Annotated in this window: 24 protein-coding genes; 3 read left to right on the plus strand and 21 right to left on the minus strand. The window is 39.6% G+C overall.

The features are described from left to right. Window positions 1-2: 2 nt before the first annotated feature. On the minus strand, window positions 3-896 hold the full coding sequence (gene garR, locus AAHB15_RS20615) for a 2-hydroxy-3-oxopropionate reductase (protein WP_342043212.1): 894 nt from the start codon (window positions 894-896) through the stop codon (window positions 3-5). Window positions 897-1,160: 264 nt separating this feature from the next. Here garR and AAHB15_RS20620 point away from each other — a divergent pair, with 264 nt between their 5' ends. Next, window positions 1,161-1,781 carry a GntR family transcriptional regulator gene (locus AAHB15_RS20620; RefSeq protein WP_342043213.1) on the plus strand — a complete coding sequence of 207 codons (621 nt, stop codon included), beginning with the start codon at window positions 1,161-1,163 and terminating at the stop codon, window positions 1,779-1,781. Window positions 1,782-1,908: 127 nt separating this feature from the next. On the opposite strand, the gene AAHB15_RS20625 is transcribed toward AAHB15_RS20620, so the two are convergent. From AAHB15_RS20625 to AAHB15_RS20705, 17 genes are all read right to left on the minus strand, one after another. Further along, window positions 1,909-2,616, minus strand: coding sequence for a M48 family metallopeptidase (locus tag AAHB15_RS20625; RefSeq protein WP_335574337.1), 708 nt, complete (start codon window positions 2,614-2,616; stop codon window positions 1,909-1,911). Between the two features lie 18 nt (window positions 2,617-2,634). Then, on the minus strand, window positions 2,635-3,129 hold the full coding sequence (locus AAHB15_RS20630) for a DUF1456 family protein (protein ID WP_335574336.1): 495 nt from the start codon (window positions 3,127-3,129) through the stop codon (window positions 2,635-2,637). Between the two features lie 120 nt (window positions 3,130-3,249). Beyond that, the gene (locus AAHB15_RS20635; protein WP_335574335.1) at window positions 3,250-4,458 is read right to left on the minus strand and encodes a macrolide family glycosyltransferase; all 1,209 of its coding nucleotides are present in this window, start codon (window positions 4,456-4,458) and stop codon (window positions 3,250-3,252) included. Between the two features lie 247 nt (window positions 4,459-4,705). After that, on the minus strand, window positions 4,706-5,272 hold the full coding sequence (locus AAHB15_RS20640; RefSeq protein WP_335574334.1) for a DUF4256 domain-containing protein: 567 nt from the start codon (window positions 5,270-5,272) through the stop codon (window positions 4,706-4,708). Window positions 5,273-5,413: 141 nt separating this feature from the next. Continuing rightward, window positions 5,414-6,376 carry a carbohydrate kinase family protein gene (locus AAHB15_RS20645; RefSeq protein ID WP_335574333.1) on the minus strand — a complete coding sequence of 321 codons (963 nt, stop codon included), beginning with the start codon at window positions 6,374-6,376 and terminating at the stop codon, window positions 5,414-5,416. Window positions 6,377-6,453: 77 nt separating this feature from the next. Further along, window positions 6,454-7,413, minus strand: a complete 960-nt coding sequence (locus tag AAHB15_RS20650; RefSeq protein WP_420491200.1) for an ABC transporter permease — start codon at window positions 7,411-7,413, stop codon at window positions 6,454-6,456. A gap of 17 nt (window positions 7,414-7,430) precedes the next feature. Further along, complete coding sequence (locus AAHB15_RS20655) at window positions 7,431-8,990, minus strand: sugar ABC transporter ATP-binding protein (RefSeq protein ID WP_335574331.1); 1,560 nt, start codon at window positions 8,988-8,990, stop codon at window positions 7,431-7,433. A 103-nt stretch (window positions 8,991-9,093) separates the two neighbouring features. Then, complete coding sequence (locus tag AAHB15_RS20660; RefSeq protein ID WP_342043214.1) at window positions 9,094-10,062, minus strand: ABC transporter substrate-binding protein; 969 nt, start codon at window positions 10,060-10,062, stop codon at window positions 9,094-9,096. Between the two features lie 389 nt (window positions 10,063-10,451). Beyond that, a complete protein-coding gene (locus AAHB15_RS20665) occupies window positions 10,452-11,213 on the minus strand; it encodes a DeoR/GlpR family DNA-binding transcription regulator (protein ID WP_335574329.1) in 762 nt (253 codons plus the stop codon). A gap of 417 nt (window positions 11,214-11,630) precedes the next feature. Beyond that, entirely contained in the window at window positions 11,631-13,019 is a 1,389-nt protein-coding gene (rlmD, locus tag AAHB15_RS20670) for a 23S rRNA (uracil(1939)-C(5))-methyltransferase RlmD (protein WP_342043215.1), read from the minus strand. Between the two features lie 254 nt (window positions 13,020-13,273). Further along, complete coding sequence (locus tag AAHB15_RS20675; RefSeq protein ID WP_342043223.1) at window positions 13,274-14,743, minus strand: nicotinate phosphoribosyltransferase; 1,470 nt, start codon at window positions 14,741-14,743, stop codon at window positions 13,274-13,276. A 64-nt stretch (window positions 14,744-14,807) separates the two neighbouring features. After that, window positions 14,808-15,353, minus strand: a complete 546-nt coding sequence (locus AAHB15_RS20680; RefSeq protein WP_342043216.1) for a cysteine hydrolase family protein — start codon at window positions 15,351-15,353, stop codon at window positions 14,808-14,810. 248 nt (window positions 15,354-15,601) lie between these two features. Next, complete coding sequence (locus tag AAHB15_RS20685) at window positions 15,602-16,543, minus strand: diacylglycerol kinase (RefSeq protein ID WP_098530763.1); 942 nt, start codon at window positions 16,541-16,543, stop codon at window positions 15,602-15,604. Window positions 16,544-16,637: 94 nt separating this feature from the next. Further along, window positions 16,638-17,555, minus strand: a complete 918-nt coding sequence (locus AAHB15_RS20690; RefSeq protein WP_342043217.1) for a hypothetical protein — start codon at window positions 17,553-17,555, stop codon at window positions 16,638-16,640. Window positions 17,556-17,639: 84 nt separating this feature from the next. Then, on the minus strand, window positions 17,640-18,725 hold the full coding sequence (locus tag AAHB15_RS20695; RefSeq protein ID WP_098530765.1) for a hypothetical protein: 1,086 nt from the start codon (window positions 18,723-18,725) through the stop codon (window positions 17,640-17,642). Further along, window positions 18,722-19,258 (minus strand): anti-sigma factor family protein, encoded by a 537-nt coding sequence (locus AAHB15_RS20700; RefSeq protein WP_342043218.1) that lies wholly within the window; start codon window positions 19,256-19,258, stop codon window positions 18,722-18,724. The genes AAHB15_RS20695 and AAHB15_RS20700 overlap by 4 nt, the downstream gene beginning before the upstream one ends. Further along, complete coding sequence (locus tag AAHB15_RS20705) at window positions 19,255-19,800, minus strand: RNA polymerase sigma factor (RefSeq protein ID WP_098530767.1); 546 nt, start codon at window positions 19,798-19,800, stop codon at window positions 19,255-19,257. Before AAHB15_RS20705 ends, AAHB15_RS20700 begins: the two co-directional genes overlap by 4 nt. A gap of 530 nt (window positions 19,801-20,330) precedes the next feature. Here AAHB15_RS20705 and plsY point away from each other — a divergent pair. Next, window positions 20,331-20,960, plus strand: coding sequence for a glycerol-3-phosphate 1-O-acyltransferase PlsY (plsY, locus tag AAHB15_RS20710; protein WP_098530768.1), 630 nt, complete (start codon window positions 20,331-20,333; stop codon window positions 20,958-20,960). Between the two features lie 41 nt (window positions 20,961-21,001). On the opposite strand, the gene AAHB15_RS20715 is transcribed toward plsY, so the two are convergent. After that, window positions 21,002-21,553: a thioredoxin family protein gene (locus AAHB15_RS20715; RefSeq protein WP_342043219.1), complete on the minus strand. Its 552-nt coding sequence runs from the start codon at window positions 21,551-21,553 to the stop codon at window positions 21,002-21,004. Between the two features lie 18 nt (window positions 21,554-21,571). Beyond that, window positions 21,572-22,108: a DUF1697 domain-containing protein gene (locus AAHB15_RS20720; RefSeq protein ID WP_342043220.1), complete on the minus strand. Its 537-nt coding sequence runs from the start codon at window positions 22,106-22,108 to the stop codon at window positions 21,572-21,574. Between the two features lie 208 nt (window positions 22,109-22,316). On the opposite strand from AAHB15_RS20720, the gene AAHB15_RS20725 reads away from it, so the two are divergent. Further along, complete coding sequence (locus AAHB15_RS20725) at window positions 22,317-22,748, plus strand: VOC family protein (RefSeq protein WP_335574323.1); 432 nt, start codon at window positions 22,317-22,319, stop codon at window positions 22,746-22,748. Between the two features lie 605 nt (window positions 22,749-23,353). On the opposite strand, the gene AAHB15_RS20730 is transcribed toward AAHB15_RS20725, so the two are convergent. After that, a complete protein-coding gene (locus tag AAHB15_RS20730) occupies window positions 23,354-24,052 on the minus strand; it encodes a VIT1/CCC1 transporter family protein (protein WP_342043221.1) in 699 nt (232 codons plus the stop codon). Window positions 24,053-24,369: the final 317 nt, after the last annotated feature.

Consider the following 24,369-nt stretch of genomic DNA (forward strand, 5'->3'; position numbering starts at 1 on the left):
TTTTAAACCCTCTTTACTTCAACATTTGCAAGTTTTTCATAATACCTAACAATGCTGCCATGATCGTCTTTTATTTTTCCATCCACCTTTAACGCATGGAAAATCTCTAATAATTGGCTTGATAGCGGTAATGGAACACCGATTTCATGGGCTGTATCCATTACATTGGTTATGTCTTTCATATTGATAGCAATGCTGCCACCTGCAACAAAGTTCCGGTCTAAGATCATTGGGACCTTTGCATCGAGCACTGCACTTCCTGCAAGCCCGCTTCTGATGGCCTGGTACATTTTTTCAACATTAATACCCGCCTTTGCTGCTAATACAAGTGCCTCAGACATAGCGGCAATGTTAAGGTTTACAATAATCTGATTAGCAAGTTTTGCCGTTACACCACAACCATTATCACCTACTAAGGTTACATCCTTTCCCATGCCGTAAAGAACGGATTGAACGCTTTCAAAAACATCTTCCTTACCGCCAACCATGATGGCTAACGTACCATCAATGGCTTTCGGTTCCCCGCCGCTTACAGGTGCATCAAGCATTCCTACACCTTTTTTCGCTGCTTCGGCTGCAAGTTCTCTTGATACTTCAGGAGTAATAGAACTCATATCAATGATGACGGAACCATCTTTTGCTCCTTCTAAAATGCCATTTTCACCTGTAACAACTTGTTTCACGTGTTGGGAAGCTGGCAGCATGGTAATAATGACATCACTTTTTTCTGCCACTTCTTTAGGTGATGCTGCTACTGCTGCTCCAGCCTCTACTAAACTATTTACCGCCTCGTGATTAAGATCAAAAACAGTCAGTGTATGCCCTGCCTTCATAAGGTTAAATGACATAGGTTTTCCCATGATTCCAAGTCCAATAAAGCCAACTTTTCGTTCCATCTTTATTCCTCCTTGATTTCTTTTCATTTAATATACAATAAGCTAATTGCGTCTCTCAGAACCATCGCAACCGCTTTCAATTAGTGATTACATTTGTCATTGTATACTAACTTTTTTATTTTGTATACAATTTTATTTATTTTTGTATACAAAAATTTATTTAGTGTATACTAAATTATGGGTATAAGATGAATTTGGTATTTTTTTGTCTTTAAATTTGGTAAGATAATTTTAAGTAGTGAAATCATATTTGAGGTGAAATCTTTGTTAGGAAGTGATCGTTCTCGTCCTGCTTTCCATCAATCCTATGAAATTATTCGTGATAGGATTTTAAATGGAGAGCTTCCTGGAGGGACCAAGATCGTTGAAGAAAAGGTTGCTGCTGAATTAGGTGTGAGTAGGACCCCTATACGTGAGTCCATTCGTAAATTAGAACAAGAAGGGCTTATTGTGAATAAGAGGGTGGTTAAGCCTACCGAAAAGGATTTGAGAAATATGTTTCAAGTCCGCATTCTATTGGAGGGCTTTTCAGCAAAATGTGCAGCATCCTATCTGAAGGAAGACGAACTGGAATCTCTGTATAACTGTGTTGAGATTGGAAGGAAAGGTACAGTCGAAGAGATCATGCGTGCTAATGAACGCTTTCATGAAATTATTGTTAACGCCAGCAATAATCCAGTTATGATTGATATTATTGACCGGATGCAATCTACGATTTATCTTTTCCGTAAAACCGTTGTATTTTACAACCGTCCCCATCTCATTGATGAACACGAAGAAATCTATGAAGCCATTAAGGCAAGAGACGGTGAAAAAGCTGAAATGCTAATGAAAAGTCATTTACAGGCCGATTTAGACTTTTGTCTACATCTAATTGGTAATTAGGTTTAAACAAATGACACATCTTTCTGCAATTTGGGAAGATGTGTTTTTTATGTTAAAAAGCACCTGCATAATGCAGATGCTTTATTTAATATTGGAGTACTGGTGAAAATTAACAAGAAAATTACTTTTATACAGTCATTTTCCAATTTGATAATGCCAGCCAGTTTTCCTTTTCCTTATAATCGGGCATTATTTTTCCAACAAGCCGCCAAAAAGAGCGGTCGTGATTCAGATGGACCATATGGCACATTTCATGAACGACTACATAGTCAACGACTTCACGTGGTGCCATTGCCAGCCTCCAATTAAATGTTAACTGCTGTCTTGAATCACAGGTTCCCCAGGTACTTTTGCTATCCGTGATCCGTATAGAACGTGGTTTTGTTTTAAAGTGGCTTTGATAGGAGCTGATACTCTTCTCAACTAGTGCTTTACACTGCTGATAATAGAAGCGCTTTAGAGCTTGTTTTATGATCTCATCCTCTAGCTGCTTCACATAGATGTGTAACGTTTCTCCTTCAAACACCACATAGTCCTGCTTAATATTTTTGTTTTCACAAAATTGTATAGGATAAGTGTTTCCTAAATAGAGAAAACTCTCACCAGGCTCATAGAGCTTTTTCTGGGGTCCATGAAGCCTATCCTGCATCTCTTTTAACTTTTGCTGAATATGTTCCCAGTTTTGCTCTAATAACTGAAGCACTCTCTCATCAGGAGTCCCTTTCGGAGCCTGGACTTCTAGATTTCCATAGCTATCGATCGTCATTCCTATGGATGTTCGGTTTTTGTACTTTATTTCAAAACGAATAGTCTTACCCCTGTACGTATGTATCATCTTATCACCTTTGGTGCATTAACCCCTGTATTTAATCGCTAGTCCTTTTAAGAAATTACGAGCGAATTTATCTCCGCATTCTTTATAATTTTTATGCCCTTCTTTTCTTAACAAAGCACTGAGTTCTCCTTTTGATACCCTGATTCCAGCCAATTCGAATATTTCCAACATATCCTCGGTCGTTAAAGATAGGGCAATTTTTACTTTCTTTAATAGGAGATTATTAACGTTAGCGCTTTTTGGTGAAGCCGGCTCCGGTGTAGTAGACTGTCCCGGTTTGGGCTCTTGTATGCCTCTTTTAAAAATAATAAATCCATTTAAAAATGAATCGAACATACTGTTATTACACTTTATTTGATAGTCATCTTCATAATCGTCATCTGATTTTGTAAGGATTTGTATTACTTCTGGTACGGTTACTTCCACACCGCCAAGTTTAAAGATCTCTGCCATTTCTTTATTTTTTATTTCTAGCGCATATCGCAACCGAATTAGTATATCATTATTGTCCATCGATGGACCTCCTATTTCTTACTTATTTATTTAAATCCAAACTTTACAACAGCCTCGACTTATGTGGAGTATATAGGGCACTGTAAGGAGCTGGTGAGTTCACACTCAGCAGAGAATCTTTTATATTTTAATATTATATTTACTTTTAAATTCAAAAATCTCATTACCAGCTTGGTGATATCCACCCGATTTTTGAAACGATTCCCTGATATTTGAAACAGCATTATGGATAGATGGGCTGCTTAACACATGATTTGCGGCTTCACGTAGTTGATTCGCTGTCAAGCCATCCATTTGTAATTTAATACCGGCACCGATATTGGCAACTTGCCTGGCAATGATCGGCTGATCCGCGCTTTGTGGGATTACAATGAGCGGAACCCCGTAATAGAGACCTTCATGGGTACTGTTCATTCCACCATGTGTAATAAACAATTTAGTATACCTCAGTATCTCCGTTTGTGGAACATAATTTTTTACAATGAAGTTTTTAGGGATCTCCCCTAAATCAGATAGTTGAGCTTTTTCCCCAATCGACATGACAACGGTATGATCAGTGTTCCCAAATGCCCTAAAACAAAGCTTATAAAAATCAATGGCTTGGTTAAAAACCGTACCCAGTGAAATATAAATTGGTCTTTTTCCCTGGATTGAGGTAATGTCAAAGTTTTCTTGAATGAATCGTGTAGAGATGGATGGACCGATAAATTTGTAAGTTTGGTCAAATGCTTCTCCAAAAGGTTGAAACTCCCTAGTTGTATAAACGATTGTAAGTGGTGCCGGATTGCAAAAAACTTCATAAGGAGAATCAATCTCGACATCATATTTTTCCTTCACCATTGCCGTCAGGCTTTGATATTCATCGTTTATTTCTATAACCACTTCTGTAGGAATGTTTTTAGAAAGCTGTTCCAACATTTTATCGAATGATTCCTTTGTCTGCGCAAAGGAAGTACAAGAATTGATTGCCGGAAGCTTAAGGATTTGGGCAAGTATACGTCCACAACCAAACATGGAATCATGGATGATGTAATCAAAATGTTCTCCTTCAATCTGTTCAAGCACGCTAGGTATAACAATATCTGCCGTAAGTAAAAGACCGTTAATTCTTTCAAGTAAATAATTTCTTCCACCCGACATAAAGGCTGTTATAACTTTTTGACCATCCAACGTTCGTACAGTAGCTCCCGTCTTCTCAATTCGCTCTCGAAAAGCCTCTATCGTAAAGTACACTACCTCTTCGCCGCGCGAAATAAGCTCTTGCACAACTCCAATAGTTGGATTGATATGTCCTTCCGAACCGGCATTAATAAATAAAACACGTGCCATTTTCATCACTCCTTAGCTAAAATGTTTTCTAGTATGGGTCATCCGTTACAGGAAACGAAGAAAGGCAACACCCAAATGGGTCAGTTGCCTTTCTTAAAATGAGTTGTGATACACACTAGACGTGCGATATCACATAACTCTTATACAAAATAACAAAAGAGTTTTGGTGATATAACCCTATGGCGAAATCCATCCCCTTGGGTATAAGCCACCTGTCCCCTCACTGGGCAGCGTTTCACACCAAAATTTAGACCCTTAGCGAGCCACGGAAACCCCTAGCAGCATAGTAGGATTCTGCTCCATTGTGGTACACAAAGACAGTGTTGTAGCGACGATCACAAAAGATGGCCCCACCGAGTTTTCTAATATTAGCAGGTGTTTTCACCCAGCTCGATGTTTTAGTATCGAAATTTCCATGTTTCTGCAGCTCCCGGTATTGCTCTTCCGTTAAAACCTCAATGCCCATGTCAGCAGCCATATCTATAGCGTTGTTTTGTGGTTTGTGCTGTTTCCTTGACTCCAGTGCTTCACGGTCGTAACAAACACTTCTGCGGCTTTTAGGACTTTCCGATGAACAATCATAAAAAATGTATTCGCCCGCCTCTTTATCATGAACAATAACATCCGGTTCACCGCCAGTTCTTTCCATTTCATTAAGCGACCACAGTTTTTCAGTATTTGTTTCTAGCTTTGCTTGTACTTTAGCCCATTCAATTCCTTGATGGCGATTCATGTTTTTTTCAAAACGAGCCTTCAATGTGCTGAGTATTTCTTCACGTTGTTCTGGTGACAACTGCTTTTTTTCATTTGTCATACTAAAACCTCATCATCTATTATGTTTAGAACTAGTTTTTTTAAAATTGCTTCCTTCCTCTTTTACTATTATTAATATATTAGACTTAGCGCCTTCTTTTCAATCAAAGAGTTGGATAAAAAGTAGCATGTAAAACAGTTACTAATTTTGATTATCCATTAGTTTCTTAACTTCTTCCATAGAAGGCATGCTTAATATTGCACCTTTCCTTGTTGTGACAATTGCTCCAACCGCATTTCCAAATATAATAATTTCTTCCATATCATCGATGTTTAAATCAGCAATAGATTTATTTTTTTCTAAATATTTATATAAAACGCCACTAAAGAAGCCATCTCCCGCACCTGTTGTATCAACTGGATTCACTTTGAAGGATTTAAATTTCCCTATATTCTCCCCTTTTCGATAAAAACAGCCTTCTGCTCCTAAAGTGACAAATATAAGTTCTGTGTTATACTGTTCAACGAGTTGTCTTGTTCCTTTTTCTAAATCTGCCTTTCCAGTAATGAATTCCAACTCTTCCTCCGAAAGCTTTACGATGTTTGCATATTTCAATCCCTCTTTAATCATTTTCTTTGCATGCTCTAGATTCTTCCAAAGCAAAGCCCTTAAATTAGGATCATAGGAAACAACTTTCCCTTGTTCTTTTGCTAATTGGACTGTCTTTAGAGTGGTAGTGGCAGCTGGTTCATTAGTGAGGGAAAGAGATCCAAAATGAAAAATTTTGGTTTGAGCTACGATATTTTCATTAATGTCATCCTCTGTTAACTTGGTATCCGCACCGGGATTTCGATAAAAGCTGAATGAGCGGTCACCATATTCATCTAAATGAACAAATGCCAGCGTAGTATTTGCTTTTTGGGTAAAGGATAATCCTTCGCAGCATATGTTTGTATCTAATAAAACTTGCTTTAAATAATGTCCAAATTGATCATCTCCTACCTTACCAATGAAACAAGTCTTCTTGCCTAATTTGGTTAAGCCCGCTAATACATTGGCCGGGGCACCACCAGGATTTCTTTCAAAGACAACTTTGCCAGGCTGAGAAGAGTTATAAGGAGCTAAATCAATTAATAACTCTCCCAGAGCTGTTACATCATACATTTGAACCTCTCCTATATTCTAAAATTTATTAAGCCAGAAGACTACTCTTCTGGCTTTTTATTTGAAATGGAACTAATTTAAGTTCTGCTTCGTAATCTATCAAGAAGCACGGCAATAACAATAACTATCCCTTTTACAACTTGTTGCCAGTAATAATCCACGTTAAGCAAAGTCATTCCATTCGTTAACACAGCCACAATCAAAACCCCAATGATAGTTCCTTGTATACGGCCACGTCCCCCTACAAAACTAGTACCACCTAGTACGACAGCTGCGATCGCATCTAGCTCAAATGCTATTCCTACCATGGGCTGCCCTGAGAACAAACGTCCTGCCATCACAACGCCACTAACACCGGCGAGTAAGCCACTGATCGAATATACATTAATCAGGGTGCGATTAACTTTAATCCCTGTAAGATGTGCAGCTTCTTCATTACCGCCAATAGCATAAACATGGCGCCCGAACATCGTATACTTTAAAACGATTAACATGATGATATAAACAATTGCCATCACATAAATTGGAGTAGGAATCCCCAGAATTTGACCTGCTCCAATGAACTTGAACTGCTTTGATGCCAAAACTACAGGATATCCGCCGGTTATAACATAAGCCAACCCCCTCAGGTAGGTCATACTTCCAAGCGTCACGATAAAGGCAGGCAACTTAGGTACAGCTGTTAAAAATCCATTAATAGCCCCAGCAACATATCCTACAGCAACTCCTACTAACATAGCGATAACTGGAGGAGTTCCGGCATTTGATAGTAATACAGATATTACACCGCTCAATGCAAGGGTTGAGCCTACCGATAAATCAATTCCTCCTGTTAATATAACTACAGTCATCCCAGCTGCCAGAATGGCAGTGATTGAACTCTGCTTTAGTACGTTTAAGATATTACTTGAGTCTGTGAAATTCGGTGCAAAAATAATCATAACTATGATTAATAAGGCAAGAATTATTACCATGCCCAGCTGATTAAAAATCTGTTTTGACCGTGCCTTGAATGAAACTACGGATGGACTTGACATTTGTAAGTTTGTATTCATTATTTAACCTCTCCTGTAGCATAGTACATAATTTTTTCTTGTGTAGCTTCATCACGAGATAGTTCAGCTCTTAGTTTACCCTCATGAATCACTAAAATCCGATCACTAACTCCTAATACTTCTGGTAATTCAGAAGAAATCATCAATACAGCTAGCCCTTGTTCTGCTAATTTACTTATGATTTTATGAATCTCAGTCTTTGCACCTATGTCTACACCACGGGTCGGTTCGTCAAGCAGCAGTATTTTAGGACCAATAGATAACCATTTAGCAATAACAACCTTTTGTTGATTTCCCCCGCTAAGGCCCATAACATTTTGTTCCTTTGATGCCGTTCTTACTCCAAGTTCTTTAATGTATCGATCCGCATCACGATTCATTTGCTTATACTGCAATAGTTTAAATTTACGATAGGCTGGCAATTGTGCCATCAGTATATTTTCTTTTACGGATAAGTTTGGCAATAACCCCTGTTCCTTCCTGCTTTCAGGAACATGAGCAATGCCAAGTTTTATTGCGTCAATCGGACTTTTTATATGAACCTGCTGGCCATCCAAAATTATTTGACCCTCTGACAGTTCGGATAGTCCAAAGATAGTTCTTATCAGCTCAGTCCGTCCCGCACCGACAAGGCCTGCTAAGCCCACAATTTCACCAGGGTAGATTTTCAGCGATATTCCCTTTACAAACTTCTTGTCAGAGACATTTTTTAACTCAAGGACTGGTTTTTGTTCAGACCTAACATTACTTTTAATTCTTTCTCTTACAAATAGCTCATTTAACTCTCTTCCTACCATTAGTTTTACTAGATTCTCGGGATTTGTATCCGAAATTGGTCCACTTGTAACCCAATGACCGTCTCTAAGAACTGTAAAGCGATTTGAAATTTTAAAAATCTCATCCATTCGATGAGAGATATAAACAATAGCTACGCCTTTTCTTCTTAATCCTTCAATGATGCCAAAAAGCTTTTCTATTTCTTTATCTGTCAGAGATGCCGTCGGTTCATCCATAATTAAAATCTCAGAATTAAGTGATAAAGCTCGAGCAATCTCTACCATTTGTTGTTGGGCCACACTTAAGGTGGAAACATCCGCTCGAGGATCCAAGGAAGATCCTATGGATTTTAAAACTTGGGCAGCATTTTCATAAATATCATTCCATTTTATTAGGCCCAGCCTATTTTTCTTAAATGTTGTCCCCATCATAATATTCTCACCAATGGACAGATTAGGTGAAAGGCTTATTTCTTGGTGAATAACACTGATCCCATTATTTCTTGCCTCCATTGGATTATTCCAATGTACTTCTTGACTTTTATATTCAATCGTTCCTCCATCAGGCTGATACACTCCGGCCATGATCTTCATTAAAGTAGATTTTCCTGCACCATTCTCCCCCATCAAGGCATGAACTTCCCCTTTATAGAGTTCGATATTAACGTTTTGCAACACCTTGACACCGGAAAACTTCTTCGTAACCGCCTTCATCCTAAGGATGGGTAACTGACTCTCTGGTAGACGACGATTTATTTGTTCTTGAACCTGAAATACTGCCATTAGTGCCACTCCCTAAGTCTCTTTTTAAGCCCTATTTTACTAGGATATAAATATAGTGCTCCAGATAGAGCACCATATTTTACCTCCACTAGAGGGAAATCAATTACCAGCCACTATAGGAATCAACATTATCTTTAGTGATAAATTTAGTTGGAATAAGAACTTTTGAGTCAACTTTCTTTCCATCAATGACTTTTAATGCTAAAGCAACACCATCAATAACCATTTGATTCGGGAATTGTGCTGAAGTACCAGCAAAGCTTCCGCCTTTTTTCAACGCATCAACCGCAGAAGGCGCACCGTCAACACTTACGACAAAGAATTCATTTTGTCTACTAGCTTGTTCTTGAGCAATTTGTACTCCAACAGCCTCTTCATCATTTATTGTAAATACTGCATCGATTTTTTTGTTTGCTGTTAGTGTACCTTCCATTACGGTAAGAGCCTTTTCACGATTACCCTCACCATTTTGTTTAGCAACAACCTTGATATCTGGATATTTTTTAATTACTTCGTTAAAACCTTTAATTCGGTCTGTCACTGCTGAAACAGGAGGTCCATCAATAATAACAATATTACCTTTTCCATTAAGTTGTTTTACAAGGTACTCCGCAGCTAATTTACCTGCTTGAACGTTATCAGACATAACCACTGAGTCAATGCCTCCTTCTGCAAATCCATCAAGAGCAACAACCGGAATACCTGCTGCTTTTGCCTCACTAACTGCACCAGCAATACCAGCAGAATCAAATGGGCTTAATAATATTAAATCAACTTTTTTTGTGATAAAGTCTTCAATTTGTGCAGTTTGTTTAGCAAGATCTTGATCCGCACTTACAGTCGTTACTTCAGCATTATACTTAGAAGCAACTTCTTTAGCCCCTTTAGACATCGCTACAAAGAATGGATTACTTAAATTTGGAACTGTTAAACCAATCTTTAGCTTTTTTTCAGTATTAGACTTGTTATCTGTTTTACCTCCATTAGAAGCGCTTTCATTATTGCTGCATGCACCTAAAAAGCATAAAGTTAAAATTAATAATACTATGTTAAAAATTTTAAAGTTTTTCATGGTTGGTAATTCCTCCTAAATATAGTTTTGTAAAGTAATAGATACTTATAGCAAAACACAATTCTTGTAATAAAATCTGTAATACCGTAGTATAAAAAATGAGTGCTAAAATTAGTATTAATTTTAGATATACTCAGGCTGGGTTATGATTTTGGGCTTTTTTCCATTTGGTCGTGGTTGCCCTAAATCGTAACCTTTTTTGTGATTCTTTCGTTTTTCTCACCCAAAAAACAAGTTAATTAAAACGTTTAAAATCTCTTCTATTATTTTCACAACTCTATAAGCATCACCTCCTAAAAATAGTGTGGATATTTTTTAAAAACGCTTTCATTAAGCGCCTTCATTTTTTGCTTTTATCTGATAGTAGATCCTTACCTATGGGGGAAAAGTCAGACTACTCGAACAGAAATTCCTGATTCCTCAATGCGGTTAAGTACGGTCTTTTGTGCAGCATTATCGGTTATTAAATAATTTATCTCATGAATATCCGCAAACTTCGCAAAACTTACTTGACCTATTTTAGTATGATCAGTAATGAGAATAACCTTTTCCGCACAATCAATCATTTTCTTTTTCGTTGATGCCTCAATTAAATTTGGGGTTGTTAAGCCATTTTCTACATCAACGCCATTCGTAGCAATAAACGATTTGTCTACACAAATTTGATTAAAGCTGTTTTCAGCCAATGGACCAACCAACGCTAGTGTTTCTGAACGCAAAGAACCACCACATAATAAGACTTCAATTCCAGATACATCCTTTAATTCGTTGGCACATAATATTGAATTGGTAACCACCTGTAAGCTCGAAAAGTTTCTTAGTTCTTGAGCAAGATAATAAGTTGTCGTACCCGAATCGAGCAAGATACTTTCACCGTTCTCAATAAGTTTAGCCGCTTCCTTTGCAATAGCCCTTTTCTCTTTTTGAAACTGCACTTCTTTTTCAATGTAAGTCGGTTCGAAGGTCACACTTTTGAACAAGACAGCCCCACCATGCGTTCTTTTTAACAATTGTGCTTCCTCTAGTTCCTTTAAGTCCCTACGAATTGTTGATTCAGACAAGTCGAAGTGCTGACTTAATTCTTGTACATCAACTCTAGCATTCTTGTTTAGTAACTCTAATATGGCCGATTTTCTTTCTATACCGTACATAGAATCGTTTCCCTCCAATTCATTTGAAATGCGACATTTGACCGTTTTAGATCATTTTTGAATGAATTTGGTTTTTTATGCTCATTTTTGATTATATGTGCTATTTTACCAATTTACAATATGAATTTCGGAATAATTGCGAAAATTTTAAAATTAATAAATTAAAATAAAAAAACTATTTTTTTCGAAGATTAGAATACGTTATACTTATTACTTATTAGTGGAACACTCTGACTAAGTAAAACTTAGAAGTAAACACAAGTAAGGGCTTCGATTTGAGAAAAGTGAAAGTAGTTTTGAAAAAGAAAAATTGAAGTATAAATTCTAAAATAAAACTAAATGGGAAAAAGGAGTTTCTCCATTTAGGGAGTAACTCCTCGTTTGTGGTCCCAAAATTGAATAGAAGCAGGAAATCCCTTACTGGGTTCCTGCATCTTCTTTTAAAATCATAGCCGAGACGCATTCGACGTGTGTAGTCATTGGGAACATATCAACCGGCTGCACCTCAACCGTTTTGTAGCCGCCATCCTCAAGGATTCGTAAATCCCTGGCGAGCGTCGCAGGATTACAGGATACATAGACCACTTTCTTAGGCTTCATATCAATAATTGTCTGCAGCAACGCCTCATCACAGCCTTTACGAGGCGGGTCAACCACGAGCACATCCGCAATATTACCTTCCTTGTACCACTTTGGAATCACAACCTCTGCTTCTCCGGCAGCAAACTCGGCATTGGCTAGTCCATTCAACTCCGCATTTCGCTTGGCATCTTCAATCGCTTCTGGCACCACTTCTACTCCGAAAACTTTTTTAGCCTTTTGTGCTAAAAATAAAGAAATCGTCCCGATTCCGCAATAAGCATCAATTACGGTTTCTTCACCACTCAAATCAGCATACTCCAGGGCCATGTCATAAAGCACCTTTGTTTGGACAGGATTAACTTGGTAAAACGACAAAGCGGAGATGGCAAATTTCACTTCGCCAATATAATCGTAAATGATCTCACTTCCCCATAAAACCTTCGTCTTTTCACCCAATATAACATTAGTACGTTTAGAGTTTACATTGTGAACAATTGATTTCACCTTTGGCAGCCGTGCTATGATTTCTTCAACCAGCTTATCTTTTTGTGGTAATTCTGCGGTTCTCGTAATCAGCACAACCATAAGCTCGCCCGTCTGCTTTCCGAAGCGTGCCATAATATGACGGAGGACTCCTTTATGTGATTCCTCCTGATAAGCAGGGATAGCAAGCCTGCTGCAGATCTCTTTGATTGTCTGAACGGCCTCATTAATTTCCGGCAACTGGATTAGGCTTTCATCGGTATCGACAATTTCATGACTCCTTGGTTTAAAAAAACCAGCAATCAGTTGGCCGTCTTTTTCGCCAACGGGCACCTGTGCTTTATTTCGATAATGCCAAGGATTTTCCATACCAAGGATCGGATGAACGATGACATCTTCAAGTTTGCCGATTCGAGTTAGCACTTCACGGACTTGATTTTCCTTATATTTTAGCTGGCCTTCATAGCTGATATGCTCGAGCTGGCAACCGCCGTATTTATGACGTTCACTACTCGGAATTTCAACCCGGTACGGGCTTTTTTCATAAAGCTCGATTAATCTTCCAAAACCATAGCTTTTACCGGTTTTGATTACCTTCACTTTAGCCTTTTCATCGGGTAAACCGTTTGGGACAAATAATGGATACCCATCTACCTTTGCTACTCCTGCCCCGTCATGGGTTAAATCCTCAAACACTACATCTATAAATTCATTTTTAGTTACTGGGATCGTTTTGTTCATTTATTTCTTCCTTTTCTCCGAATTGACTAGAAAGATTGTAACATACATTGGGTTGGAACACGAAATGATGCTTATGAGGTGACGCGATTCCGCGGGTTCTGTGATAATTCCACGTCAATCCTTATTAATTCCGTCGATTTTACCTTTATTCCGCCTAAAATTCTAATTTTCCCGTCGAATCTGAACATATTTCCGCGGAGTTGTGTATTTTCAGCCATTAAGAAGGACGCCCCAATTTCAGGACGTCCTAAACATTATTCCTCTGCTTTCATCGCAGCCACTTTTTCTTTTACCTCTTCAATATTTCTCATCTTGTTATCCCAACACTTTTGACTCAAGTCAACGGGATACTCTTCCGGATTCATCGTACGCTTATATTCATCCCAAAGACTATCAAGGTTTTGCTTTAAATAGTCACGAGACTCTTCCAAACAAGGGACTTCATATACAAGCTCTCCGTTAGTAAATATGTCCACCTGGAGTTCTTTTGCCGTAAAGTTCGTTACCACTTTATTAATAAACGTATGCGTTGGGTGGAACATGCGCAGCCGTTTTTCCGGCAGCACTTCATCTTCCATCGTAATATAATCCCCTTCGGCATGGTTATTGGTATTATTAATAATCCGGTAAATTTTTTTCATCCCCGGAGTCGTCACCTTCACCGGATTAGAGGAAATTTTAATGGTATCCTCTAATTCACCATTTCCATCTTCAATCGCCACAATTTTATATACCGCACCAAGGGCAGCCTGATCATAGGCCGTGATCAACTTGGTCCCAATTCCCCAGCTGTCAATCCTTGCCCCTTGCCCTTTCAAACTCATAATCGTATACTCATCAAGGTCACTTGATGCTACAATTTTCGCGTCTGGAAAACCAGCTTCATCCAGCATTTTACGAGCCTCTTTGGATAGATAAGCAAGGTCACCGCTATCAAGGCGAATGCCGATGAAATTAATCTTATCGCCCAACTCTCTTGCCACCTTGATGGCATTTGGCACTCCAAGGCGAAGAGTATCATATGTATCCACTAAAAAGACACAATCTTTATGTGTTTCCGCATATTTGTGAAAAGCTGTATATTCATCCTTATAGGCTTGGACCATAGCATGCGCATGTGTACCAGAAACCGGAACGCCGAATAGTTTTCCTGCACGCACGTTACTGGTCGAGTCAAAGCCTGCCAGATAGGCTGCTCTCGTTCCCCAAATGGCTGCATCCATCTCCTGTGCCCGTCTTGTTCCAAATTCCATCGCCACCGCATCACCAACAACCTGCTTCATTCTAGATGCCTTGGTCGCAATTAATGTTTGATAGTTCACAATGTTAAGTAACGCTGTTTCAATGATTTGCGCCTCGCCTAGCGGTGCATCCACCCGTAAGATAGGTTCATTACCAAAGACGAGCTCGCCTTCTTGCATAGAACGAATCGTCCCGGTGAAACGCATATTTTTTAAATAGTCGAGGAAATCATCCTTGTAACCCACTTCATTTTTCAAATACTCAAGGTCTTCTTCACTAAAACGAAACCCTTGGATAAATTGAATCACTTTTTCTAGGCCAGCGAAAACAGCATAGCCATTTCCAAATGGCAGCTTGCGGAAAAACAGCTCAAATACCGCACGTTTATTATGTATGCCATCTCTCCAATACGTCTCTGCCATATTAATCTGATACAAATCGGTATGCAGAGATAAACTATCATCATGATAAATGTGTTTCATCATAAAACCTCCGGAATACTATTACAGCTTAATAAAAATATAACTTATCATAACATTTAAAAATCTATTTCACCATAGCAGCGAGGGATTGTGCGAAGTGCTCGAGCGCCCATTCATGACCCGCTTGATTAAAAGATGCAACAGCATCCTTATAGACAACAATATTGAATCCCTTATTATAGGCATCGACCGCGGTATGAAGCACACAGATATCTGTACAAACGCCCACAAGATGCACCTCAGTGATTTCACGCTCACGCAGTTTAATTTCAAGGTCTGTTCCCGCAAAGGCGGAATAACGGGTTTTATCCATATAGGCCACATTCTCAAGCTGTTTATTATCATCGTACACCCCCTGAAGAGCGCCGAACAAATCACGGCCAGCCGTTCCTCTCAGATTATGGGGCGGGAATAATTTCGTTTCCGGGTGGTATTGATCGCCCTTGTCATGAACATCAATGGCAAATACCACATAATCGCCATTTTCAATAAATTCCTTGGTGAGCTCGACAATTTCATCTTCAATCTGCTGCCCTGGTACCCCGCAGGTTAATGCTCCGGCATCTGCAACAAAATCATATGTATAATCAATATTAATTAAGGCTCTCATTTCTGGATTCCTCCTTAAAAAAGTCTTTCACTCATTATACACAGAATGTGGAAAAAAGTCCGCTCCACGAGGAACGGACTTTTCTTATAAGATAAGAAAGTATAAAAGTTTTTGACTTTGAAAATTGTCTAGCTCCAGCGCCTAGCCCCTCGATGGTCTACAGCCAATCCGTTCAAAAGGTTAAAAAGCAACCTTTCGGCCGGATTGGCTTATGCTTGTCGGGGCTAATCAAGGCGCTTGCGCTTTTCTTAACTATATCTTTGACCTGTAACCCAATCTGTCGGACGGTCATTCGGACGGATATCATCTAGAGGCACAAACACTTCTAAATGACGGTATAGATTTTCAAACTCTGCCGGAAGCAGACCGCCAAATTCACCGTCTAAATTTAATTGGACCTTTTCGCTGGAATAAACCTTAATTCGATTAGCCTGTGTATAAATCACATTTGGATCGTTTACATGTTCACCGCGAACTGCTAGTGACGAAATCCGGATAAACTCAGCCAGATTTACCTTTTTCAAAATTAACAAAGAGAATAAACCATCATTAATCGAAGCGTCCGGTGCCAGCTTTTCAAATCCACCGATTGAGTTGGTCAGCCCGACAAGGAACATCATGGCTTCCCCCTCAAACAGCTTTCCATCATATTCAATCCGAAGATCTGACGCTTTAATGGACGGTAGCATTTCCATTCCTTTTAAATAGTAGGCAAGCTGCCCGAGCATGGTCTTTAGTTTGCTTGGCACTTCATATGTAATCTCGGTTATCCGGCCGCCGCCAGCAATATTAATAAAATAACGATCATTAATCCGGCCAATGTCTACGGGAATTAGTTCCCCTTTTGTAATGATATCCACTGCCATTCCGATATCTCTTGGAATTTGGAGGGCTCGGGCAAAATCATTGGTTGTTCCTGCTGGAATAATTCCTAATTTTGGTCGATATTCTTGTTCAGCGAGGCCGTTTACTACTTCATGTATGGTTCCATCGCCGCCTGCAGCAATGACTACATCGTACTGACGTTCCACTGCCAGCCGTGCCGCCTGCGTTGCATCTCCTGCACCTGTTGTAGCATGGCAGGATGCCTCATAGCCGGCGATTTCTAGTTTTTCAAGGATTTCCGGTAAATTCTTCTTCAGAATTTCCCGTCCTGAAGTAGGATTATATATCAGTCGTGCTCTTTTCATTAATCATCATCCTATTTATTAAATAACAATTGGCGTTGTCAGTTCTATATTCTACCAATTATTATTCAAGCTTACAAATATATTGGTAAACTGATTATTGATTTATGTTCAGCTTAACCTCATACGCATTGCTAATATGAATCAGGTATTTTCCCTCACCAGATTGATATACCGCGCTTTTTGGCCCAGCAGCATCATGCTCTTCGCCCTTCGGTTCCTCTGTGATTTTCCACTCTTTCCCACTCAGTTGGTCAACACCAACGGTCTCTACCGTCATATTACTATTTTTCATCACATTCACCGTTACAGCTGATGAACTTTCAATATTCCAGTCGTTCACAAGAGTGCGAGGTTTAAGACTAAGTGAATTATTATTTCCTACCACTTCTAGTTTTACATTGTTAGGAACCAGAATAGTTGCTGCCACGATCCCCTGTGAATTAAACGGACCCATTTCGTCAGGCAGCATTTTAAAATTCAGATAGAGCGTGTCCCCCTTCTGATTGGCCATAACAATATCGTCCGCATTCTTTAGCAAAGCTGTTTTTTTCGCCGTTTCTACTCTGTATGTGCCAAACATCGAGACCGCTTTGTCTTCTGTTGCCTCAACCGTCATATCATACCCAACAGATCTGACTACTACACGTTTTATACTGTCATCCGTTTTATACGAAAAAGCCGGGAGATCATAGGAACGGACTTCTTTTGCCATCACCTCTTCTACCTTGCCCATCACACCTGCTGAGCTAATAACCGCAAAGATAATACCTGCAGTACCAATTAATCCGACAAAGAAGATACTTAGAAAATCATATTTTAATATGGGCTGTTCCTGTCTTGAAAGAAATAAATAGACTAAAATTTCAACCCCCAAAACCACTAGTAATACCGGCCACCAAGCCATCAGCACCTCCGCTAAGTTTAAACCGAGGAACTTTGAAAAGAAAAGGAAGAGGCCTAGGAAAATAAGGGAGGCCCCCATTGAAAACGTTCCAACGCGCCAAGTCCTCATTCTTTATGCTCCCCCTTTCTTTTTCTAAAAAGAAACCCAATTCCGGCTCCAATCAGTACTACACCAGCCATCCTGCTTCCCCACTTACTCATGGCTTTTTGCCTCCCTCTTTTGTTTACTGCCAGATAAAAGCTTGATTCCGCCGCCAATTAACAACACACAGACAAGAGCGGTTTGGAAATAGCCTTGAATCCAATACATGATATCTACATTGATTAATCGATTGATAAACGGTGAGAAGGCGGGCAGCAGGATGTTCATCAATAAATAATAAACCCCTAACAAGACAAGCCCGATTCCAACCCACTTTTGATGGTTAAGGAAGTAAGCGATAATTGGTTCATCTTCGACCTTTTCTACCCCATACCTTGAAACCTTCTGCATGGCATCAAAGAAGCTATAGAACCAAATGATCGGGATTAAGAACAAGAAGATTCCCAGTCTTAATACGTCTAAGATATAAATCGAGAACAAGAACGCAGCCATTAACTGGATTCCGCGGCGCTGCAAGCCTAAATATAGGTGTCCCGCTCCAGGGAAAATCGAAAGAAAGGTTGCAATCGATTTACTCTTTTTTCCGTCCTCCCGGCGCATTTCAAAGTCCTCAAAGATTGTTCGGTCAATCAGCTCTTCTCCACGCTGCTTTTTATTTACTTGCTGAACGGCATCAAAAAATCCATATACCCAGATAATCGGCAGTCCTGCCAAGAAAACCATAAACTCGCTGCGGTTGGACATGGATGTTACAAAGATGACCATGACAGCCAGTCCTAGAAACGCTCCTAGCAGCGTTAATCCTCTATTCATAAGGCCAATTTGGAAGTGTCCAAGTCCTGGGATAAAGGAGAGGACAATCGTATAAAAGCGCTCTGAGTCTTGGGCAGCCTTGTTAGGATTCTGAGGGTCAGTGTCCCCTTCAGCGAGACGTGCCTTCTTTTGTTTTGAGACCTGTACGCCCATATCGATAAAACTGATCAAATAAATAAAGATTCCCGCCATGAATGCTAAGATGGCAACCTCTGGAGTGTTATTCATTAAGGCTATTACGGTAACGAATGCCAGGCCAACAACCGAAAGTAAATACAGAACCCCGCGCACCATATTACCGAAATAAATATGTCCGAGGCCAGGAAAAAGGGATAGTGTTAATGCCTTGGTTGAACTTTTCATTTCTTATTTGCCTCCTTTTTTTCTAGTGAATCCATCCATGCAAATGTTTTATTAATAACTCCTTCCGTCACAGAAGGCTTAGGTTTCCTTTCCTGAATCATCGGTTTCTCTAAAGAACCAGCATACGTTGCAAGCGATTGAAACGCCCCCGAAAACATTAGAAGCAAAGTCGCAGCCGCTGCCAGCAAATAATGAAAACCTGCCCTCTGATACAACGGCTTCCTTTCGGTGCCAGGCACCGAATTCACCATTTCCACACCCTTAAAAGTACTATGGGTGACAGGCACCGAGAAAACTATTTCCACATTGTTAATGTTCTTATTTGTGAAAGGTCCCATTTCCATTACACGGTCGGTGAAATTTGGTTCGTCTGGAAGGACTGGCAGGGAGGTTTCATTTGCTGTTACAGCTTGTAAGTAAACTTCTAGACACTGATCACATGTATAGAGATGACTTTCCAAATCTTCGCGGCGGTCTTCACTAAGTTCGTCCTTCACATAATGCTGCCATTCTTCGTAACTGTAATGCTTCATGAAAAATCGTCCTCCTTCCAATTCTTTTTTATCCAGTTTCTCGCTCGGTACAACTTGGTCTCAATCGTTTTCACCTGAACATTTTGTTCCTCGGCCATTTGCTGATAGCTTTTTTCAGCTATGTAAAAACCGTAAATCACATCCCTGTAATTCTCCGGAACTTCATTCAGCTTTTTTTGAACAAGGCGGCGCTGGTCCTGGGCGATAACTTCTTTTTCCACACTATCCTTTGGCGTCCCCAGCACCTGCTGTTCGAGTGCCTCCACAACATCCTCTCTTCGTCTTGCCTGTTTTCGTTTAACATCTATTGCATGGTTAACGGCAATCCGCGTCATCCACGTTTTAAACCCTTGATTTCCATACTGGGGGAGAGAGGAGTAAATTTTCATAAATACTTCCTGGGCAGCGTCTTCTGCCTCCTTTTGATCGCGAAGAACCGCAAAGACAGTCCGGAACACATCATTGCGATACTTCTCGACCAAAAGACGAAAGGCATGATCATTGCCCTCGAGTACTTTTTCAATTAAGACTGTGTCACTAATCGTTCTCCCCCCCTTTCTTTTTTTCTTTCACAACAATAGACGAAACTTATCTGAATTAACCCTACACATATTTTAAAAAATTTATAAGATTTTTTTCATCATAACATGACTAATGTAAAAGTCTGGATCCCCCCATTAATTAACCCAAATAAAAAAACGTGGAGGAATATCCTCACACGTCTCTAACGTTTCTATTGTGATAATCGTAAAATACAAACTACACTCATGCGGTATCTTGAACGGCTCCCTCTCAGAAATGGAGCTAAACAATTCCTTGAGAGCTTCATTTCGAGCTGGTTCATCCAGATTCCCTATCCAAGAAACCGATTCTACAACTGGAGACTACCATTAATTTCACAGGTATATCTTCTCATGAACGCGCATAGCTATTAGCAACTTGGCCAAAATCTGTCGGCTTCATATAGAGAACTCCCTTTTCTTCCTAATTGTGATAATTTACCAAAATAAAAATAATACCACTCTAGTATGTTAGAATGCTATTAGAAATATGTTATGAGGGAATGATGTAAATGTTTTGGTCGCTGCTTTTAGCTTCCTACTTAATTGGAAGCATCCCCACCGCACTAATTGTGGGCAAGCTATTCTTCGGGGTCGATATCCGCGAGCTCGGAAGTAAAAACCCCGGCGCCACCAACACCCTTAGAGTCCTCGGTAAGAAATGGGCAGTGGTTGTGCTCCTCATTGATCTGGCAAAAGGCTCATTAGCTGCTTATCTGCCAATCTACTTTCAGCTTGATGCAGAGCCGCTATACTTCGGCCTATCAGCAGTCATTGGTCATTGTTTTCCCATTTTCGCAGGTTTTCGAGGCGGCAAAGCGATTGCAACTACAGCTGGTGCTCTGTTGATTTCGAATATCCCTTTACTGGTCATCGCCTATGTATGCTTTTTCTTAGTAATCTTTCTAACAAAATATGTATTTATTGGCTCCATCTCTGTTGGCCTTAGCATGTTTGCTTATGCCCTTATCTCTCCTAAACTGGAATTAGAACTTATCTTCTTAGTGTTTTCACTGTTTTTACTGTATCTTCACCGCTCCAACATACGTAATTTCATCCTTGGCATTGAACCGAAGATTAATGATAAAAAACTGATAAACGATCGCATTCCACCAAAGAACGGCGGCGGCTATAAGATGTAACTAAAAAGGGGGGCCTTCTAATTAAAGTCCCCTCTTCTTTTTTATAAAAGTTTAGATATGATGCTATCAGCAACCGTTTGCCAAATTGCAGCGTTGGTTAGATATGAATCTCTTAGCTGCTTATACATCGCCATTTGCTTCTCTTGGAAATCTGGTGCGTCCTTGTCCGGAAGTCCTGCACGCCTTTCCATCACAAGCACCTGCATCTCTGCTGCCCTCGGCCCCCAAACCGCCACTTCTTCACCTTTCTTATTTATAAAAACATAAATAGGAATCGCTCGGGATGTGCCGTTAGTTAAATATTGGTCCATTAATTCTAGGTTTTGATCACGAAGGACAAAACGAAGTTCCATCCCCGCTGCCTCGGCAATCTTCATCAAAACAGGGTTATTGAGCAGCGCATCACCGCACCAATCCTCTGACAGTGCAATAACCCTTAATTGTTGCTCCTTTAAAGCTCCCAGCCTGCCTTGATCCTCGGCCGTTAAGTTAAACTTCTCATAAATAGTCAGCATTTCTTCTTTATTTTGCTTCATTGAGTGGATGTACTCGTCAGAACTCAACCCTTTTTGATACCATTCATTTAAATTCATGTTCGTATGCACCTCTTTTTAAAATGATTTTGAGAGATCCTCTAGCTTCAAAACCGTCTTCCAATTACGTACAGTTGCCGGTACGCGAAGTTTGGGAAGCTGTGTTGCCAGCATAGAATCCCTGATACTCTTACGGAAGTAGAAGTAAACTTCTTTCCCCTTAATTTTACACTCTTCTAAATCATTGTTATAGCTGTACATGTGGTTGATACCCTCTCTAGAAGGTTCTCCTCCCAAAAAGGCAACTTGGACACTTTCCCCTTCACTTAACATATCCGTTGAATATGGGCAATCCTGGATAATCTGTTGTAGTTCCTCCGCGGTTCTTATAACGACCGGCACTGGAAAACCAAAGGTATTATTTAGTTCTTCCTCAATTTTCTTACTAAGTTGTTCTGCTTCCTCTACTGATTCAAATAAAACATTACCACTTTGAATATATGTCTTCACTTTTTGTAATCCCAGCGATTCTAATAGGTTTTTTAAGTCTGCCATCTTAATTTTGTGATGCCCGCCAACATTAATACCCCGTAACAGCCCAATATAAATAGTCATTCCTCAGCCTCGCATCCTTATGATATCCCTTACCTAAATCTTACCATTTAGAATAAAGAATAAACTATCGAAAAGACTTATACTCTAAAATCTTACTGTTTTCGTTTTTGGGAGGTTTCCCTATGAAAATAAATAGGAAAATAAAGAGGGAGACAATCCGCATATGAAGAACAATAATAATAACAATAATAAAATGGAGGAATAAACGATGGTCCCACAAAGAATTAGCTTATTAACGATCGGTGCATATGACTTACCGGTTCTTCGAGCTTTTTACAAATCCCTGGGCTGGGAGGAAACGGAGACCAGCTCTGATACATATGCTGTCTTTAAAACTGCCGGCGTCCTGCTTACACTTTTTCCAATAGCAGAGCTGGCAAAGGATGCTGGCGTTGAATTGCCAAAATCTCCTGAAACTTTTCACCCCGTGACATTTGCTATAAATGTAGAGCAGCCAGGAAAAGTAGATTCAACTATCGAACTAATCCGTAAAGCTGGCGGGGTCATTCTAAGAGAACCAAGTGACGCCTTCTGGGGTGGGCGTACTGCCTACTTTGCAGACCCTGAAAAAAACCTTTGGGAAGTCGCATGGAATCCGAGTGCTGTTTTTGATGAACGGGGAGCCATGATTGCCTTTTAAAAACGAGGATACATAGCTATCCTCGTTTTCTTTGTCATAAACATTTCATACTAAACAAACGTTTGATTAATTTTACTTAGAAACTAAACAAACGTTTAATTAAATTCCATTAAAACCCTGGTACATATAGATTTTTCGTACCAAAACCAGAAGAATTTTGTAGAAATATAGAAACTAAACAAACGTTTAATTAAATTGGTTTTAAGCCTTACAAGACTTGAATTCAAATGCCTTTTAGTAAAATGATGCCAGCAATAACTAACAAGAATACTGCCGAGATTAGTCATCAACGACACCCATCGACACCCTCCCCCAATATCCCCTACCAACTAAACGTTTGATTAGAAATCCATTAAACCCTTACAATCAAAGGATTCCTTCTCCATTTCCCGGGAAAATACTGTCGAGACATGTTTCGACACTTCCCCGTAATAAAAAAGCTGAAAGAATAAATCTAAAGGGTTCCGTTTTCGGGTGCTTCCTTAATAAATGGCACAAGAAATGACGTATGAATTGGCATACGTTATTCATCTACACAAATTGCCCCCCACCATAAGGCAGGGGATGCATGCATTTATCGATTACTACTTACGCAATTCCAACCGTCAGGTGAGAATTCTCGCTAGACCAAACGCGACTGCTGCTGCAAGTCCTCCAGTGATCATCGTTTGAAAAGCACTCTTAATTGGTGATGTTCCCGTGAACCTTCCTTTTATATATCCAAAAATCAACAAAGCAATCAGCGTGACAATTACAGAAACCATTAATGCGGTTGCAGGATGCTTGAAGATAAAATAAGGAAACAAAGGGATTATCCCGCCGATAATATAAGAAAACGCAATGGTAATTGCGCTGTTTCTCGCCCTTGTCGGTTCAGGCTTCTCCAGCCCCAATTCGAATTTCATCATAAAATCCACCCATTTTTCAGGGTTCTTTTTCATGGTTTCGGTAATCGATTTTATTTGAGCTTCTTCGAGTCCATATTCCCGAAAAATTTCAGCTACTTCCTCTTCTTCGCGCTCTGGAAGTTCGATAACCTCGCGTTTTTCACGGGCAAGTTCAGAATCGTAATGTTCCGCATCCGTCTTCCCTGCCAAGTATCCGCCGAGTCCCATCGCAATAGACCCTGCTGCAATTTCAGCGGTTCCGGCAGTAAGGATCAAAGTTGTTGTATCAACTGCACCGGACAATCCAGCAGCTAATGCAAACGGTACGGTTAATCCGTCTGACATACCAATGACAACATCTCGAATAAAGTCAGATCCAGTAAAGTGTTGTTCTACGTGATGTAGGTGTTGATCCATTTTTTCACCTCCTAATTAGATGATGTGACATTAATAGATAAAATATAATTAGCATTACAATTCTTGTAATTAAATCAATTATCCCATGAGTTCATTGAATTCTCTATTAAGTTTTTGATTCATCTTTGAAAAGCTGTAAAATGTTCTATTGGAATGAAAAATAGGGAATTAATCCAGGCGCTATTTGAACCATGAATTTAACAAAGGATCCCAATTTAAACACCTATTAAACTAATCCGTTTCATATCAATTTTGTGAAGGATTACACTTAAAGTAAGAAGTTTCGGATTCAATAACAAAGAAAACTCGCCAATACT

The sequence above is a fragment of the Bacillus sp. OTU2372 genome, assembly GCF_038440275.1.
GTDB lineage: Bacteria > Bacillota > Bacilli > Bacillales > Cytobacillaceae > Neobacillus > Neobacillus bataviensis_B.